The organism is Clavibacter michiganensis subsp. tessellarius (assembly GCF_021922985.1).
GTDB lineage: Bacteria > Actinomycetota > Actinomycetes > Actinomycetales > Microbacteriaceae > Clavibacter > Clavibacter tessellarius.
On the sequence record NZ_CP040788.1, the window covers coordinates 1,117,879 to 1,132,607 of the forward strand.

The window sequence follows — 14,729 nt, forward strand, 5'->3', positions numbered from 1 at the left end:
TGCGGAGGGACGTCGCTGGCCCTGTGGTGGGGACCGCCTCGCGGGAGGAGGCGGTGACCGCGGGGGTGCCCGCGCTGGGGACTAGGCGCGTCCGCTTGTGGCGGGGAGAGCGTGGGAGTCCGACCCGGTGGATGCCCGCTCGGCGTCGCCGTCGGTGAAATCCGATTCCGTGTACACCGATGCTACCTCGCCGTCGCGGCCCGCCTTCGCGCGCGCGCTTACGTCATCCGGGGTGCGGCCGGGCAGGTACGGGCTCGGCTCGCTGCCGACGTGCCGCCGGGTCTGCACGAGGAACAGCACGAGACCGATCGCGACGGCGATGAAGGCCGCCCACACGTTGGTGCGGATGCCGAGGATGATCTCGCTCGGATCGATGCGGATGGACTCGAAGACCATGCGCCCGAGCCCGTACCACATGAGGTACACGGCGAGGCCGCGGCCCCACTGCAGGCGCACGGCGCGGCCCAGCAGCATGATGAACAGCGCGCCCGCGACGTTCCAGACGATCTCGTACAGGAACGTGGGGTGGAAGAGCGTGCCGGCGGGGAGGCCCGCGGGGAAGGCGGCGTTGGTCGCGTCGACCTCGAGGCCCCAGGGCAGCGTGGTCGGGGTGCCGAACAGCTCCTGGTTGAAGTAGTTGCCCATGCGGCCGGCGGCCTGCGCGAGCAGGAGGCCGGGCGCCAGCGCGTCGGCGAAGGTCCAGAAGCGGACGCCCGTCCACTTGGAGCCGAGCCACACGCCCACGGCGCCGCCGAGGAGCGCGCCGAAGATGGCGATGCCGCCCTCCCAGACGTAGAGCACGCGCCACAGGTTCGCACCCTCGTAGAAGTAGTCGCCCGGGTGCGTGAGCACGTGGAACGCGCGGGCGCCGACGATGCCGAGCACGAGCGCGCACAGCGTGAAGTCGATGACCGTGCCCGACTCCACGCCGCGCGCCACGAGGCGGCGGTTGGTGAGGAAGGCCGCGATGAGGATGCCGACGAGGATGCACACGGCGTACGCGTGGATCACGAAGGTGAGCGGGAGGTCCACGCCGAGGCCCTGGAGCCACGCCGTGACGTCGAACCGGGTGTCGGACGGATCCGGGCTGGGGATGCTCATCGGGACGAACAACGGATGGCGCTCACTTTCGCAGGGGGGTCGGCGGGCGCGGCGGGACCGCGGGCCGGGGGCTACTGTAGCGCGGTTCCGCGCGCGAGATCCGCCGCGGCGCGGGCGACGCCGGGCACCCCGCCGTCGGCCAGCGCCGCCACGAGGGCGGATCCGACGATGGCGCCGTCGGCGTAGTCGAGGACCTCGCGGACCTGGTCGCCCGTGGAGATGCCGATGCCGACGCACGCGCTCGTGGAGCCGGCGTCGCGCAGGCGCGCGACGAGCCCGCGGGCCGCCTGGTCGACGTCCTGGCGTGCGCCCGTGATCCCCATGGTGGAGACGGCGTACACGAAGCCGCGGCTGCGCTCGACGGCCTGGTGCAGGCGCGCCTCGCTCGAGGACGGGGCCGCCAGGAACACGCGGTCGAGGCCCGTGCGCTCGGAGGCGGCGAGCCAGTCGGCGCCCTCGTCGGGGATGAGGTCGGGCGTGATGAGGCCGGCCCCGCCCGCCGCGACGATGTCGTCGGCGAAGCGCTCGACCCCGTACTGCACGACCGGGTTCCAGTACGTCATGAGGAGGACCGGCGCGTCCACGCGCTGCGTGATGGCGTGGAGCGCGTCGAAGCCGTCGCGGAGGCGGAAGCCCTGGGCGAGCGCGGTCTGGGTGGCGCGCTGGATGACGGGGCCGTCCATGACCGGATCGCTGTAGGGCAGGCCGAGCTCGATGACGTCGACGCCGTTCTCGACGAGGGCGACGGCCGCCTCGATGCTCGTGGCGACGTCCGGGAATCCGACGGGCAGGTAGCCGACGAGCGCGCCGGACCCCTGCTCGCGGCGGAGGGCGATGGCCCGCTCGACCGGGCTGGCGACGGGCGGCGCCGCGTGGGCCGTCACGACTGCTCCGCCCCGGCGTCGATGAGGTCGAAGTAGGCCCCGGCCGTCTCCATGTCCTTGTCGCCGCGACCGCTCAGGTTGATGAGGATGATCGCGTCCGGGCCCAGCTCCTTGCCGAGCTCGAGCGCGCCCGCGAGCGCGTGCGCGGACTCGATGGCGGGGATGATGCCCTCCGTGCGGCTGAGCAGGCGGAGCGCGCTCATGGCCTGGTCGTCCGTGACGGGACGGTAGGTGGCGCGGCCGAGGTCCGACAGCCACGAGTGCTCGGGACCGACGCCCGGATAGTCGAGTCCCGCGGAGATCGAGTGCGAGTCGATGGTCTGCCCGTCCTCGTCCTGGAGGAGGTAGCTGCGGGCGCCGTGCAGCATGCCCGGCCGGCCCTTGGTGATGGTGGCCGCGGTGCGCGGGGTCTCCGCGCCGTCGCCGCCGGCCTCGAACCCGTAGAGGGCCACGTCGGCGTCGTCGAGGAAGGCGTGGAAGATGCCGATGGCGTTGGATCCGCCGCCCACGCACGCGGCGACGGCGTCGGGCAGCCGGCCGGTGAGCGCGAGGACCTGCTCGCGCGCCTCCTCGCCGATGACCTTCTGCAGGTCGCGGACCATGGCCGGGAACGGATGCGGTCCCGCGACCGTGCCGAAGACGTAGTTCGTGGTCTCGACGTTGGTGACCCAGTCGCGCATGGCGTCGTTGATGGCGTCCTTGAGGGTGCGGGAGCCGGAGCGGACGGGCACGACCTCGGCGCCGAGCAGGCGCATCCGGGCCACGTTGAGCGCCTGGCGCTCGGTGTCGACCTCGCCCATGTAGATGACGCAGTCGAGCCCGAAGAGCGCCGCCGCGGTCGCGGTGGCGACGCCGTGCTGGCCGGCGCCCGTCTCCGCGATGATGCGCTTCTTGCCGATCTTCTTCGTGAGCAGCGCCTGGCCGAGCACGTTGTTGATCTTGTGGGAGCCGGTGTGGTTGAGGTCCTCGCGCTTGAGGATGATGCGGGCGCCGCCGGCGTGCTCGGCGAAGCGCGGCACCTCGGTGATGAGGGACGGCCGGCCGGTGTACGTGCGGTGCAGCTCCTGGAGCTCCGCGATGAAGGCCGGGTCGACCTTCAGCTCCTCCCACGCCTCCGCGAGCTCGTCGAGCGCGGCCACGAGCGACTCGGGGACGTACCGCCCGCCGAAGTCGCCGAAGTACGGGCCGGTCGCGCTGCGGAGGTCCGTCACGGGCGCGCCTCCAGGAACTCCGTCAGGGTGCGGACGGGATCGCCGGTGACGAGCGCCTCGCCCACCAGCACGACGTCGGCCCCGGAGCGGCGGTAGTGCGCCACGTCGTCGGCGGTCTTCACCGCGGACTCGGCGATGCGGATGACGCCGGACGGGATGGAGTCGGCCAGCGAGCCGAACAGGTCGCGGTCGAGCTCGAAGGTGGTGAGGTTGCGGGCGTTGACGCCGACGACCTGGGCGCCGAGGTCGAGGGCGCGCGACACCTCCTCGGCGGAGTGGGTCTCGACGAGCGCGGTCATGCCGAGCTCGTTGACGAGCGCGTGCAGCTCGACGAGCGTCTTCTGGTCGAGCGCGGCGACGATGAGGAGCACGAGGTCGGCGCCGGACGCGCGGGCCTCGAGCACCTGGTACGCCTCGCCGATGAAGTCCTTGCGGAGCACGGGGATGGAGACCGTGTCGCGGACCTGCTCGAGGTCGTGCAGGGAGCCGCCGAACTTGCGGCCCTCGGTGAGCACGCTGATGGCGCTGGCGCCGCCGGTCTCGTAGCGGGACGCGAGGAGCGCGGGATCGGGGATCTCGGCGAGGGCGCCGCGCGAGGGGCTCGAGCGCTTGACCTCGGCGATGATCTTGACGCGGTCGGCCGGCGCGAGCGCGCTGAGGACGTCGAGCGCGGCGGGCCGGGCGAGGGCCGCGGCCTCCACCTCGGCGAGCGGGCGGGTCTCGCGGCGCGTGGCCGCGTCCTCCAGGGCGCCGGCGAGCAGGTCGCCGAGCATCAAGAGTGCGCCTTCGTGGGCGAGGTGCGGTGCCCGTCGACGCCGTAGCCCATCTTCTTCATGATGCCGCCGACGGCGAAGCCGACCAGGACCAGGCCCGCGGAGGCCCACACGACGGGCGCGAGGGAGAACCAGAAGGCGATGGTGCCCACGGCGAAGCCGATGAGCGCGATGACGACCGCCGTCCAGGCCGCCGGCGAGTTGCCGTGGCCGGTGTCTGCTGACTCTGTGGACATGCGTGCTCCTCCTGGGTCGTGCGGGTGGGATCGGGGTCGAGTCTACCGTGCGGCGTCGGGGCGGCCGTCGGCCTGGGGAGCGTCCTCGGCCGGGTCGCCGGCCTCGCGGCGGGTGGGGTCGGCGCCGCCGCTCAGGCTGTCCCAGGCGGCCACCGGGTCCTCGGTGGGGACGATGCGGCGGGCCGGCGCGTCGGCGGCCGCGTCGTAGCGCGAGCGGCCCGTGGGCCAGCGCGGGCCCGTGATCGCGACGAGCACGCCGGTGAGCGCCGACGCGATGCCGGCCACCAGGGTCACCGGACCCCAGGGCGTGGTGGTCCAGCCGACGACGAGGTCGGCGACGGGCGCGGATCCGGCGACGCCCGTGACGGTCGTGACCGCTCCCTCGCCGGCCTGCACGGGACCGGAGACCGCGGCGAGGGCCGTGACGGCGACCGTGGCGCCGATGAGGACCTGCAGGATCCCGAGCACCACGCGCAGCGCCCGGCCGGCGATCGCGAGCGCCCCGGCGAGGGCGAGGCTCGACAGCGCGAGGGCGCTGAGCGCGGGCGCCGCGACGCTCCCCGCGACCGGGACGAGCGCGGGCGCCTGGCCGCCGATGCGGAGCGTCGACCAGTCCTGCGACCAGCCGAGGAACGTGGCCGCGCTGGTGGCCAGGACGAGCAGGAGGGCGAGGGACTTCGTGCGGCGGGTGACGCGCATCAGCGCACGCGCCGCATGGCCTCGGCGACCGCGACCGCGCGCAGCGGCGCCGCCGCCTTGTTCTGCGACTCGAGGTACTCCGCGTCGGGGTCGGAGTCGGCGACCATGCCGCCGCCGGCCTGCACGTGGGCGACGCCGTCCACGATGGTGGCGGTGCGGATCGCGATGGCGAGGTCGGCGTCGCCCGCGAAGTCGAAGTAGCCCACCACTCCCCCGTAGACGCCGCGCTGCGCGGGCTCGAGCTCGTCGATGATCTGCAGCGCGCGCGGCTTGGGCGCCCCCGAGAGGGTGCCGGCCGGGAAGGTGGCGCGGAAGACGTCGATGCTCGAGACGCCGGGCCGGAGCGTGCCCTCGACCGAGCTGACGAGGTGCATGATGTGGCTGAACCGCTCGACGCGCATGAACTCGGTGACCTCGACGGATCCGGGGGCGCACGCCTTGAGCATGTCGTTGCGCGCGAGGTCCACCAGCATGAGGTGCTCGGCGCGCTCCTTCGGGTCGGCGAGGAGCGACTCCTCGTGGGCGACGTCCTCCTCCACGGTCCCGCCACGCGGACGCGAGCCCGCGATGGGGTGCATGTAGACGTGGTCGTCGGTGACGGTGACGAGCGCCTCGGGCGAGGATCCGACGATGGAGTACGGCTTCCCGTCGGCGTCCTCGAGCGTGAGCAGGTACATGTAGGGGCTCGGGTTGAGCACGCGCAGGATGCGGTAGACGTCGATCGGCTCGGCCGTGGTCGGCTGGTCGAAGCGCTGCGAGACCACGACCTGGAACACGTCGCCCTCGTGGATGTGGTGCTTGCTGCGCGCGATGGCCTCGTGGAAGTCCGCGGGCTGCGTGCGGAGCGTGGGCGACGGCTGCGCCTGCAGGTCGACGTCGGCGAGGAAGGTCTCGGCGGGGCGGGCGAGGTCGGCCTGCATGCGGTCGAGGCGCGCCTGCGCGTCCGCCCACATGGCGTCCTCGTCGTCGACGCCGTCGTTGAGGGCGGTGGCGACGAGCGTGACGGTTCCGCGGCGGTGGTCGAGGACGGCGAGCTCGGAGACGAAGCTCAGGGCCTGGCCGGGCACGGGCACCTCGGCCGGCGGACGGTCCGGCAGGCGCTCGATCTGGCGCACGGCCTCCCAGCCGATGAAGCCCACGAGGCCGCCGGTGAGGGGCGGCAGGCCCGGGATGCGCGGGGTCTCCCAGCGCGCGTAGAGCGCGGCGAGGGCGGCGAGCGGGCCGTCGGGCGCGTCGTCGCCGAGGGCGCGCCGCGCGTCGACGCCGTAGTCGAGCCAGCAGGCCTCGTCGCCCTGCTGCGTGAGCACGCCGAAGGACGAGACGCCGACGAACGAGAACCTCGTCCAGATGCCGCCCTGGCCGGCGGACTCGAGCAGGAAGCTGCCGGGGCGTCCGGCGGTGAGCTTGCGGTGCACGCCCACGGGGGTCTCGCCGTCCGCGAAGACCTCGCGGAGCACGGGGATCACGCGGTGGTCGGCGGCGAGGGCGCGGAAGCCGTCGCGCGTGGTGGTGCCGGGCGCTGCGGCGGATGCGCCGGGGCGCGGGGTCTCGCTCATGGGGTGGGCCCTTCGTCGGCGGCGGGGCGCGCGCCCGGGACGGGGTGGAGGTGGTCCGCGTCGAAGCAGGTGCGCGTGCCGGTGTGGCAGGCCACTCCTACCTGGTCGACCTGGACGAGGACCGTGTCGCCGTCGCAGTCGAGCGCCGCGTCGCGCACGTACTGGGCGTGCCCGGAGGTGTCGCCCTTCCGCCAGTACTCGCTCCGGGAGCGGGACCAGAAGGTGACGCGGCCGGTGGTGAGCGTGCGGCGGAGCGCCTCGCGGTCCATGTAGCCGAGCATGAGCACCTCGCGCGTGTCGTGCTGCTGGATCACCGCGGGCAGCAGCCCGTCGTCGGCGAAGGAGGCGCGGGCCAGGATCCCGTCGACGTCCGGGCTCGCGGCGGGCCCGCTCATCGCCTGACCACCCGTCCGGCGTCGGCGAGGGCGCCCTTGACGTCGCCGATGGTGAACCGGCGGGAGTGGAAGACGCTCGCGGCGAGCACGGCGTCGGCGCCGGCCTCGATCGCGGGCGCGAAGTGGTCGAGCTCGCCCGCGCCGCCCGAGGCGATCACCGGCACGCGGCTCGCGGCGCGCATCGCGGCGACGAGCTCGAGGTCGAAGCCGTCGCGCGTGCCGTCGGCGTCGATGGAGTTGACGAGCAGCTCGCCGGCGCCGCGCTCCACGGCCTCGCGGGCCCAGGCGACGGCGTCGATGGTCGTGCGCGTGCGGCCGCCGTGCGTCGTGACCACGAAGCCGGACGCGGTGTCGCCGCGGGTCACGTCGAGCGAGAGGACGCAGACCTGCGCGCCGAACCGGTCGGCGATCTCGCCCACGAGGTCGGGCCGGGCGATGGCCGCGCTGTTGACGCCGATCTTGTCGGCGCCGCTCGCGAGGAGCCGCGCCACGTCGTCGGCGCTGCGCACTCCCCCGCCGACCGTCAGCGGGATGAAGACCTGCTCGGCGGTCGCGCTCACGACGTCGTACATCGTGGAGCGGTCCTCGACCGTGGCCGTGACGTCGAGGAACGTGAGCTCGTCGGCGCCCTGCTCGTAGTAGAGGCGCGCGAGCTCGACGGGGTCGCCCGCGTCCTGCAGGTCGAGGAAGTTGACGCCCTTGACGACGCGGCCGGCGGCCACGTCGAGGCAGGGGATCACGCGGACGGCGAGGTCGCCGGAGGACGGGGACCCGGGCACGGGGCGATCGGCGGCCACGTCAGATCCGGGCGGCGTGGATGGGGCTGACCAGGATCGCGCGCGCGCCGACCTCGTGCAGCCGGTCCATGATCTGGTTCGTGTCGTCGCGCGGCACCATCGAGCGCACGGCGACCCACGCGGGATCCTGCAGCGGCGAGATGGTGGGCGACTCGATGCCGGGGGTGATGGCCGTGGCGGCGTCGAGCAGGTCGAGCGGCACGTCGTAGTCCATGAGCACGTAGCGGCGCGCGACGAGCACGCCCTCGAGGCGGCGGAGGAGCGTGGCGGCGCCGGGCTTCTCCTCGGCGCCCGAGATGAGCACGGCGGTGGAGCGGAGGATCACCGGGCCGAAGATCTCGAGGCCGGCCTTGCGGAGCGTGGTGCCCGTCTCGACGACGTCGGCGATGGCATCCGCGACGCCGAGCTGGATGGCGGACTCCACGGCGCCATCGAGGCGGATGAGCTGCGCCTCCACGCCGTGCTCGCGCAGGAACCCGCCCACGAGGACGGGGTAGCTGGTGGCGATGCGCACCCCGGCGAGGTCGGCCAGGTCGGAGAACCGGCCGACGGGGCCCGCGAAGCGGAACGTGGATCCCGCGAAGCCGAGCTCCGCGGTCTCCGCCGCCTCGGACGCGGAGTCGATGAGGAGGTCGCGGCCGGTGATGCCGACGTCGAGCGCGCCGGATCCCACGTAGGTCGCGATGTCGCGGGGGCGGAGGTAGAAGAACTCGACGTCGTTGCGCGCGTCGAGGACGTAGAGCTCCTTGGGGTCACGCCGGCCGGCGTACCCGGCCTCGGCGAGCATCTGGGCGGCGGTCTCGGCGAGCGAGCCCTTGTTGGGCACGGCGACACGGAGCATGGGGATCACTTCTTCCGATGGAGGGGACGACGCGGGTGACGGGGCGCGTCACAGATGTCGGCCGACGTCCTCCAGGGTGAGCCCGCGCGCGATCATCATGACCTGCACGTGGTACAGCAGCTGCGAGATCTCCTCGGCCGCGCGGTCGTCGGACTCGTGCTCGGCGGCCATCCAGACCTCGGCGGCCTCCTCGACGACCTTCTTGCCGATCGCGTGCACGCCGCCGTCGAGCTCGCGGACGGTGCCGGACCCCTCGGGCCTCTCGGCGGCGATGCGGGTGAGCTCGCCGAACAGGTCATCGAAGGTCTTCACGTGCTCCAGGGTACAGGCGCGCGAGGGCGCCCCCGGCACGACGACGGGAGGCCGGGAGCGCGATGCTCCCGGCCTCCCGGTGGTGGTGCCGCTGCCGCGGCGGACGGCTCGCTAGCCGACGCCCTGCAGGTCGATCACGAAGATCAGGGTGCGGCCGGAAAGGCGGTGTCCGCCGCCCGCGGGGCCGTAGGCGAGCTCCGGCGGCACGACGAGCTGGCGGCGTCCGCCGACCTTCATGCCGGGGATGCCCTGCTGCCAGCCGGCGATGAGGCTGCGGAGGGGGAAGCGCACGGACTGGCCGCGGCTCCAGGACGAGTCGAACTCCTCGCCGGTCTCGTAGTCGACGCCGAGGTAGTGCACGTCGACTGTGTCACCGGGCTGGGCCTCGGGGCCGTCGCCCACGGTGACGTCGGAGATGGTGAGCTCTGCGGGGGCCGGGCCGTCGACGGGCTCGACCTCGGGCTTGGTGGTGTCGGTCATGGATCCAGTCAAGCAGATCCGCGCCGGGCCTCCGTCTAGTGCGCGTGCGTGTGGGCCTCGGCCGCGCGGCGCAGCTCGGCGATGGACGCCTCCGGGTCGCCGCCGCGGAAGACGCCGGATCCGGAGACGAACGTGTCGGCGCCGGCCTCGGCCGCGCGGCCGATGGTCTCGACGTCGATGCCGCCGTCCACCTGGAGCCAGACGTCGTGGCCGGACTCGCGGAGGCGGGAGCGGAGGGCGCGGAGCTTGGGCATCGTCTCGGGCATGAAGGACTGCCCGCCGAAGCCGGGCTCGACCGTCATCACGAGCACCTGGTCGAACTCGTGGAGGAGGTCGAGGTAGTCGTCGACGGGGGTGCCGGGCTTCAGCGCGATGCCGGCGCGCGCGCCGATCTCCCGCAGGCGCCGGGCGAGCGCGACGGGCTCGCGCGTGGCCTCGGCGTGGAAGGTGACGCTCGCGGCGCCCGCCTCCGCGAAGCCGGGGGCCCAGCGGTCGACGTCGTCGATCATGAGGTGGATGTCGAGCGGCACCGGGGTCACCTGCTGGAGGCGCTCCACCATCGGCAGGCCGAACGTGAGGTTCGGCACGAAGTGGTTGTCCATGATGTCGACGTGCACGAGGTCGGCGGTGGCGAGGCGCTGGATCTCGCGCTCGAGGTTCGCGAAGTCGGCGGACAGGATGCTCGGTTCGATGCGGACGGGCATGCCCCGACCCTACCGGCGGGTCAGCAGGGCGATGAACATGGCGTCCGTGCCGTGCCGGTGCGGCCAGAGCTGCACGCTGGATCCGCGGGTGGCGGCGTCCGGGTCGGCGTCCGGCAGCTCGAGGTCGCCGTCGGCCACCTCCTGCAGCACGGCGCGGGTGTCGAGCGCCGTGACGTCGGCGTGGCGCTGGAGCGCGGCCTGCACGATGGCGCGGGTCTCGGCGAGGTGCGGCGAGCACGTGACGTAGGCGAGGACCCCGCCGGGCGCCAGCGCGGCGATCGCCGAGTCGAGGAGCGCGGCCTGCAGGGCGCCGAGGCCCGCGACGTCGCGTGGGGTCTTGCGCCAGCGCGCCTCGGGCCGGCGGCGGAGCGCGCCGAGGCCGCTGCACGGGGCGTCGAGGAGGATCCGGTCGAAGGCGCCCGGGTGCTCCTCCCCCACGGTCGTGCCGTCGGCCTCCCACACCTCGGTGTCGCCGGGGACGGCGCGGAGGGCGTCGCGGACGAGGCCCGCGCGCGCGGGGACGAGCTCGTTCGCGGTGAGCAGGGCGCCGGACCGGCCGGCCTCCGCGGCGAGCAGCGCGGCCTTGCCGCCCGGTCCCGCGCACAGGTCGAGCCAGCGCTCGCCCGGGGTGACGGCGCGGGCGCGGCTGAGCGCGAGCGCGGCGAGCTGGGAGCCCTCGTCCTGCACGCGGACGCGGCCCTCGGCGACGCCGGGCGCGTCCATCGGGTCGCCGCCCTCGAGGTAGGCGCCCACGGGCGAGAAGGCGGCCGGCTGCTCGCCGGTCTCCTCGACGGTCGCGAGGCCGGGGAGCGCGACGAGGCTGACGGCGGGCGCGGCGTTGTCGGCGCGCAGGAGGTCCTCGAGCTCGTCGGCACGGCCCTCGCGGGCGAGCGCCTGGCGGAGGGCGCGCAGCACCCAGAGCGGATGGGAGTGCTCGAGCGCGAGCCGCTCGTCGTCGCTCGCGGCGCTGTCGAGGACGCGCTCGCGCCACTCGGCGGGCTCGGAGCGCGTGATGGTGCGGAGGACGCCGTTGACGAATCCGGTGGCGGAGCGGGATCCGACCGCGCGCGCCATGTCGACGCCCTCGTTGACGGCGGCGTGCGTGGCGACGCGCATGCTGAGGAGCTGGTGCACGGAGAGGCGCAGCACGTCGAGGATCGGCGCGTCGATCGCGGTGACGGGGCGGCCGGCGGCCAGCTCGATCACGCGGTCGTAGTAGCCGGACATGCGGAGCGTGCCGTAGGCGAGCTCGGTGGCGAGGGCGGCGTCCTGCGCGGAGAGCGCGGCACGGCGGATCCGGACGGGCAGGAGGAGGTTGGCGTACGCGTCCGACTCGCGGACCGCGCTGACGACCTCGTAGGCGACGCGGCGGGCCGGGCTCACGGTGGCGGGGCCGCCGACGTCGCCGCCGTCGCGCCCGGCCGCGCGGGAGCGGTCGTCGGGGCGGCCTCGGCCGGCGCCCGCGGGACGGCGTCCGCCCGGTCGGCGGGCGGGGGATCCGGTGCTGTCGCTCATCGTGCGGTGAGGTCCTTCCTCGTGACGCCTGGCCGTCGGTCGGCGGCGGGCGATCCTGTGCTCGGGCTCATCGGGCGGTGAGGCCCGTGCCCGTCACGCCGCGCCACCAGTCGGCGGCCGGCATGGGGTTCTTCCCGGCGGGCTGCACCTGGATGAGCTCGACCGGGTGGCTGGCGGTGCCGACGGCGACGCGGCCGTCGACGGACGCGATCGCGCCGGGGGGCAGCGGCGCGGCGTCGTGCAGGGCGGCCGCGCGGTGCACCTTGAGGCGCACGTCGTCCACGGAGGTGTGCGCGCCGGGCTCGGGCGTCACGCCGCGGATGCGCGCGAGCACCTCCCCCGCGGGCCGCGCCCAGTCGATGCGGCCGTCGTCGATCGTGGTCTTCGGCGCGAGGGTCGGCTCGCCCTCCTGCGGGCGCGCGACGGCGGTGCCCGCGCCGATGGCGTCGACCGTGCGCAGCAGGAGGTCGGCGCCCTGCTCCGCGAGCGCGTCGAGCACGTGGCCGGCCGTCTCGTGCTCGCCCGTGGGCCGCTCCTCCGTCGCGAAGACGGGACCCGTGTCCATGCCGCGCTCCAGCTGGAAGACGCTCGCGCCCGTGACGCGCTCGCCCGCCATGATCGAGCGCTGCACGGGCGCGGCGCCGCGCCAGCGGGGCAGCAGGGAGAAGTGCAGGTTGATCCAGCCCTTCGCGGGCGTCGACAGCAGCGGCTCGCGGACGAGGCCGCCGTACGCGACGATCACGCCGAGGTCGGCCCCGACCGCCGCGACGCGGGCGGTCGCCTCCTCGTCGAGGCGGTTCACGCGGAGCGTCGGGATGCCGAGGCGCTCGGCCTCCGCGGCCACGGGCGACGGGGTGAGGACGCGCTTGCGGCCGAGCGGGGCGTCGGCGCGCGTGACGACGAGGGCGACCTCGTGGCCGGACGCGGCCAGCAGCCGGAGCGAGGGCACGGCCGCGAGCGGCGTGCCGGCGAAGACGAGTCTCATCTGGGTCCATTCCGGGGGCGGCGTGCGGGGTGGGCGGGGCGGGCGGAGGAGGCGCATGCCGGGACGACGCGCCCGGGCGCTCGCGCCGCGCGGCGAGCGCGGATCAGAACAGCCCCGTGTCGTCGAACCGTACACGGAGCGGGACGGTGGGCCGGAACCCGGTGCGGCCCGCGACGGGCTTGCGGCGGCTGGAGGCGTTCTTCACGACGGCCGCTCGGAGCTCGCGCGCCGCGTCGCCGCCGCGGGCGTAGTCGAGGCGGACGATGGCGCGCACGCGGCCCTGCTCGGTGGGCACGGGACCGAGGACGTCGACGCCCTCGATCCCGTCGAGCCGCTCGACGGCCTGGCCGACCGCGTCCGGCAGCCCCTCGACGCTCGCGGCGCGCACCGCGGGCGGGAAGCGCAGGGCGCGGCGCTCGAGGAGCTCCTCGTGCGCGTAGCGCGGCTGCTGCCAGGTGGCCAGGGCGCGGGCCACCTGGCCGCCGACGCCCACGAGCATCACGGGCGCGCGGGGGGCGGCGAGGGCGGCGGCGTTGGACCACTGGCGCAGCACGTCCTCCCCCACCCGCAGGCTCTCGCGCGCGAGCATCCGCTCGCCGTCGAGGAGGAGGACCGCCCGGTAGCCGCCGGCCGCCACCGGCTCGGCGCCGCGCGTGGCGACGACGAGCCGGGACTCCGCGTCGATCTCCTGCACGTGGCGCTCGCCGTCGGCCAGCACGACCTGCACGCCGGGGAAGGCGCGGCCGAGCTCCTCCGCGGTGCGGCCGGCGCCGATGGTCACGAGGCGCAGCTCGTCGGACCCGCAGTTGGCGCACGTCCAGTCGCCCGCGAGGTGGCCGCACCAGCCGCACGTGGGCGTGCTCGTGGCGGTGGACATGCCGAGCGGACCCGTGCACACCGTGCAGCGCGCGGCCTGGCGGCAGGCGCGGCAGGCGACGAGCGGCGCGTAGCCGGGGCGCGCGACCTGGATGAGGACCGGCCCGTGCTCCACCGCGTCCTTCGCGGCGCGCCAGGCGCCCGATGGGATCCGCGCCTGCCGGGCGAAGCCCTCGTCGCCCGTCTGGGATGTCGTCGGGATCACGCGCGGCGGCCGGTTCACGGCGGGCACGACGCTCCCCAGGTGGCCGATGGCGACGAGCCGCTCGACCTCGGTGCTCCGGGAGTGCGCGAGCAGCACGAGCGCGGTGCCCTGCTGCTGGGTGCGGAGGAGCGCGACGTCGCGGGCGTGCGCGTAGGGGCTCAGCGGCTCGGCGTGCAGCGGATCGCCCTCGTCCCACATCGCCAGGAGGCCGAGGCGCGGCGCGGGCGCGTACACGGCGGAGCGGTTGCCGACGACGATGCGCGGCTCCTCGCCGAGCCCCTGGAGGAACGCGCGGTACCGGTCGGGGCCGGACTGGCGCGCGTCGGTGCGGATCACGGACCCGTCGGGCGCGTGGGCGGCGAGGGCCGCCTCGAGCTGGTCCTGGTCGCGGTAGTCCGGCACGACGAGGACGCTGCTGCGCCCCGATGCGAGCACCCGGACGGCCGCCTGCGCGAGCGTGACGGCCCAGCGGCCGGCCCACGCGCCGCCGGGCAGCTCGACGACCTCGGGGATCGCCTGGACCGCGGCCCGTCCGGATCCGTCGACGACCGCGTCGAGCGAGCCGGGCGCGTAGCCGTCGACGGGCGGGAGCGCGGCGTCCGCGAGCGGCGCCGCGGAGGGGTCGGTCGACAAGGCGCCGGCGTCCGCGATCGACTCCCCCGCGTCAGAGGCGCCGGCCGTGTCCGCCGTGCCCGATGCGTCGCCGTCGGCCGCCGCCGTGAGGGCCGCGAGGTGCGCCTTCTCGACGCGGACCTGGCGCGGCGGCACCGCCAGCCGCACCACGTCGGACGCCGTGCCCGCCTGCCGGTCGGCGACGGCGCGCGCGAGCGCCCACACCTCCGGCCGCAGCACGGGGATCGGCGACACGACCTGCTCGACCTCGCTCAGCGCGCCGTCGTAGCCCTGCCCGTCGCCGACCTCGATCACGTAGCCGTCGGCCACGCGCCCCGCGGAGCGCAGCGGCACGCGGACGCGGACGCCCGGCACGCAGGTCGCCCGCAGCGCCTCGGGCACGGCGTAGTCGAACAGCCGGTCGAGCTGCGGCAGGGGCGAGTCGACCATCACCCGCACCACGGGCGGACGCCCGTCGGCCCCGCCCGCGGGCGTCGCGGTGCCGGGCGCGGTCTCCCCCGCCGTCATCGCGCGCCCCCGGTCACGG

16 protein-coding genes are annotated in these 14,729 nt (G+C 75.1%); all 16 read right to left on the reverse strand.

Annotated elements, in window-relative coordinates; genetic code table 11:
* Nucleotides 1-81: 81 nt before the first annotated feature.
* The 16 genes from lgt to FGG90_RS05125 all read right to left on the reverse strand — a co-directional run bounded on the left by lgt (nucleotide 82) and on the right by FGG90_RS05125 (nucleotide 14,710).
* A complete protein-coding gene (lgt, locus tag FGG90_RS05050) occupies nucleotides 82-1,101 on the reverse strand; it encodes a prolipoprotein diacylglyceryl transferase (RefSeq protein ID WP_094129707.1) in 1,020 nt (339 codons plus the stop codon).
* Nucleotides 1,102-1,172: 71 nt separating this feature from the next.
* Nucleotides 1,173-1,985, reverse strand: coding sequence for a tryptophan synthase subunit alpha (gene trpA, locus FGG90_RS05055; RefSeq protein WP_094129704.1), 813 nt, complete (start codon nucleotides 1,983-1,985; stop codon nucleotides 1,173-1,175).
* Nucleotides 1,982-3,196, reverse strand: a complete 1,215-nt coding sequence (trpB, locus tag FGG90_RS05060) for a tryptophan synthase subunit beta (protein ID WP_094129702.1) — start codon at nucleotides 3,194-3,196, stop codon at nucleotides 1,982-1,984. Before trpB ends, trpA begins: the two co-directional genes overlap by 4 nt.
* A complete protein-coding gene (gene trpC / locus FGG90_RS05065) occupies nucleotides 3,193-3,969 on the reverse strand; it encodes an indole-3-glycerol phosphate synthase TrpC (protein ID WP_094129699.1) in 777 nt (258 codons plus the stop codon). The genes trpB and trpC overlap by 4 nt, the downstream gene beginning before the upstream one ends.
* Entirely contained in the window at nucleotides 3,969-4,205 is a 237-nt protein-coding gene (locus FGG90_RS05070) for a DUF6704 family protein (protein WP_094129695.1), read from the reverse strand. The genes trpC and FGG90_RS05070 overlap by 1 nt, the downstream gene beginning before the upstream one ends.
* 42 nt (nucleotides 4,206-4,247) lie before the next feature.
* Nucleotides 4,248-4,904, reverse strand: a complete 657-nt coding sequence (locus tag FGG90_RS05075) for a Trp biosynthesis-associated membrane protein (protein ID WP_094129692.1) — start codon at nucleotides 4,902-4,904, stop codon at nucleotides 4,248-4,250.
* Nucleotides 4,904-6,460: an anthranilate synthase component I gene (locus FGG90_RS05080; RefSeq protein ID WP_094129689.1), complete on the reverse strand. Its 1,557-nt coding sequence runs from the start codon at nucleotides 6,458-6,460 to the stop codon at nucleotides 4,904-4,906. Before FGG90_RS05080 ends, FGG90_RS05075 begins: the two co-directional genes overlap by 1 nt.
* Nucleotides 6,457-6,855, reverse strand: a complete 399-nt coding sequence (gene hisI, locus FGG90_RS05085) for a phosphoribosyl-AMP cyclohydrolase (RefSeq protein WP_094129686.1) — start codon at nucleotides 6,853-6,855, stop codon at nucleotides 6,457-6,459. Before hisI ends, FGG90_RS05080 begins: the two co-directional genes overlap by 4 nt.
* A complete protein-coding gene (hisF, locus tag FGG90_RS05090) occupies nucleotides 6,852-7,634 on the reverse strand; it encodes an imidazole glycerol phosphate synthase subunit HisF (RefSeq protein ID WP_094131493.1) in 783 nt (260 codons plus the stop codon). The genes hisI and hisF overlap by 4 nt, the downstream gene beginning before the upstream one ends.
* Nucleotides 7,635-7,653: 19 nt before the next feature.
* Nucleotides 7,654-8,493: an ATP phosphoribosyltransferase gene (hisG, locus tag FGG90_RS05095; RefSeq protein ID WP_094131492.1), complete on the reverse strand. Its 840-nt coding sequence runs from the start codon at nucleotides 8,491-8,493 to the stop codon at nucleotides 7,654-7,656.
* Between the two features lie 48 nt (nucleotides 8,494-8,541).
* Nucleotides 8,542-8,805, reverse strand: a complete 264-nt coding sequence (locus tag FGG90_RS05100) for a phosphoribosyl-ATP diphosphatase (RefSeq protein ID WP_012038459.1) — start codon at nucleotides 8,803-8,805, stop codon at nucleotides 8,542-8,544.
* A gap of 111 nt (nucleotides 8,806-8,916) precedes the next feature.
* Entirely contained in the window at nucleotides 8,917-9,285 is a 369-nt protein-coding gene (locus FGG90_RS05105; protein ID WP_086517581.1) for an FKBP-type peptidyl-prolyl cis-trans isomerase, read from the reverse strand.
* A gap of 35 nt (nucleotides 9,286-9,320) precedes the next feature.
* The gene (rpe, locus tag FGG90_RS05110; protein WP_086517582.1) at nucleotides 9,321-9,989 is read right to left on the reverse strand and encodes a ribulose-phosphate 3-epimerase; all 669 of its coding nucleotides are present in this window, start codon (nucleotides 9,987-9,989) and stop codon (nucleotides 9,321-9,323) included.
* 9 nt (nucleotides 9,990-9,998) lie between these two features.
* Nucleotides 9,999-11,504, reverse strand: coding sequence for an RsmB/NOP family class I SAM-dependent RNA methyltransferase (locus FGG90_RS05115; RefSeq protein WP_210433062.1), 1,506 nt, complete (start codon nucleotides 11,502-11,504; stop codon nucleotides 9,999-10,001).
* 67 nt (nucleotides 11,505-11,571) lie between these two features.
* On the reverse strand, nucleotides 11,572-12,489 hold the full coding sequence (fmt, locus tag FGG90_RS05120) for a methionyl-tRNA formyltransferase (RefSeq protein ID WP_094129682.1): 918 nt from the start codon (nucleotides 12,487-12,489) through the stop codon (nucleotides 11,572-11,574).
* Between the two features lie 103 nt (nucleotides 12,490-12,592).
* Nucleotides 12,593-14,710 (reverse strand): primosomal protein N', encoded by a 2,118-nt coding sequence (locus FGG90_RS05125; RefSeq protein ID WP_094129679.1) that lies wholly within the window; start codon nucleotides 14,708-14,710, stop codon nucleotides 12,593-12,595.
* Nucleotides 14,711-14,729: the final 19 nt, after the last annotated feature.

What these genes read in the sequence shown, in the direction of transcription:
- lgt (WP_094129707.1), bottom strand. Translation starts at nt 1,101, where the DNA reads ATGAGCATCCCCAGCCCGGATCCGTCCGACACCCGGTTCGACGTCACG.
- trpC (WP_094129699.1), bottom strand. Translation starts at nt 3,969, where the DNA reads ATGCTCGGCGACCTGCTCGCCGGCGCCCTGGAGGACGCGGCCACGCGC.
- FGG90_RS05070 (WP_094129695.1), bottom strand. Translation starts at nt 4,205, where the DNA reads ATGTCCACAGAGTCAGCAGACACCGGCCACGGCAACTCGCCGGCGGCC.
- FGG90_RS05075 (WP_094129692.1), bottom strand. Translation starts at nt 4,904, where the DNA reads ATGCGCGTCACCCGCCGCACGAAGTCCCTCGCCCTCCTGCTCGTCCTG.
- FGG90_RS05080 (WP_094129689.1), bottom strand. Translation starts at nt 6,460, where the DNA reads ATGAGCGAGACCCCGCGCCCCGGCGCATCCGCCGCAGCGCCCGGCACC.
- hisI (WP_094129686.1), bottom strand. Translation starts at nt 6,855, where the DNA reads ATGAGCGGGCCCGCCGCGAGCCCGGACGTCGACGGGATCCTGGCCCGC.
- hisG (WP_094131492.1), bottom strand. Translation starts at nt 8,493, where the DNA reads ATGCTCCGTGTCGCCGTGCCCAACAAGGGCTCGCTCGCCGAGACCGCC.
- FGG90_RS05105 (WP_086517581.1), bottom strand. Translation starts at nt 9,285, where the DNA reads ATGACCGACACCACCAAGCCCGAGGTCGAGCCCGTCGACGGCCCGGCC.
- rpe (WP_086517582.1), bottom strand. Translation starts at nt 9,989, where the DNA reads ATGCCCGTCCGCATCGAACCGAGCATCCTGTCCGCCGACTTCGCGAAC.
- FGG90_RS05115 (WP_210433062.1), bottom strand. Translation starts at nt 11,504, where the DNA reads ATGAGCGACAGCACCGGATCCCCCGCCCGCCGACCGGGCGGACGCCGT.
- fmt (WP_094129682.1), bottom strand. Translation starts at nt 12,489, where the DNA reads ATGAGACTCGTCTTCGCCGGCACGCCGCTCGCGGCCGTGCCCTCGCTC.
- FGG90_RS05125 (WP_094129679.1), bottom strand. Translation starts at nt 14,710, where the DNA reads ATGACGGCGGGGGAGACCGCGCCCGGCACCGCGACGCCCGCGGGCGGG.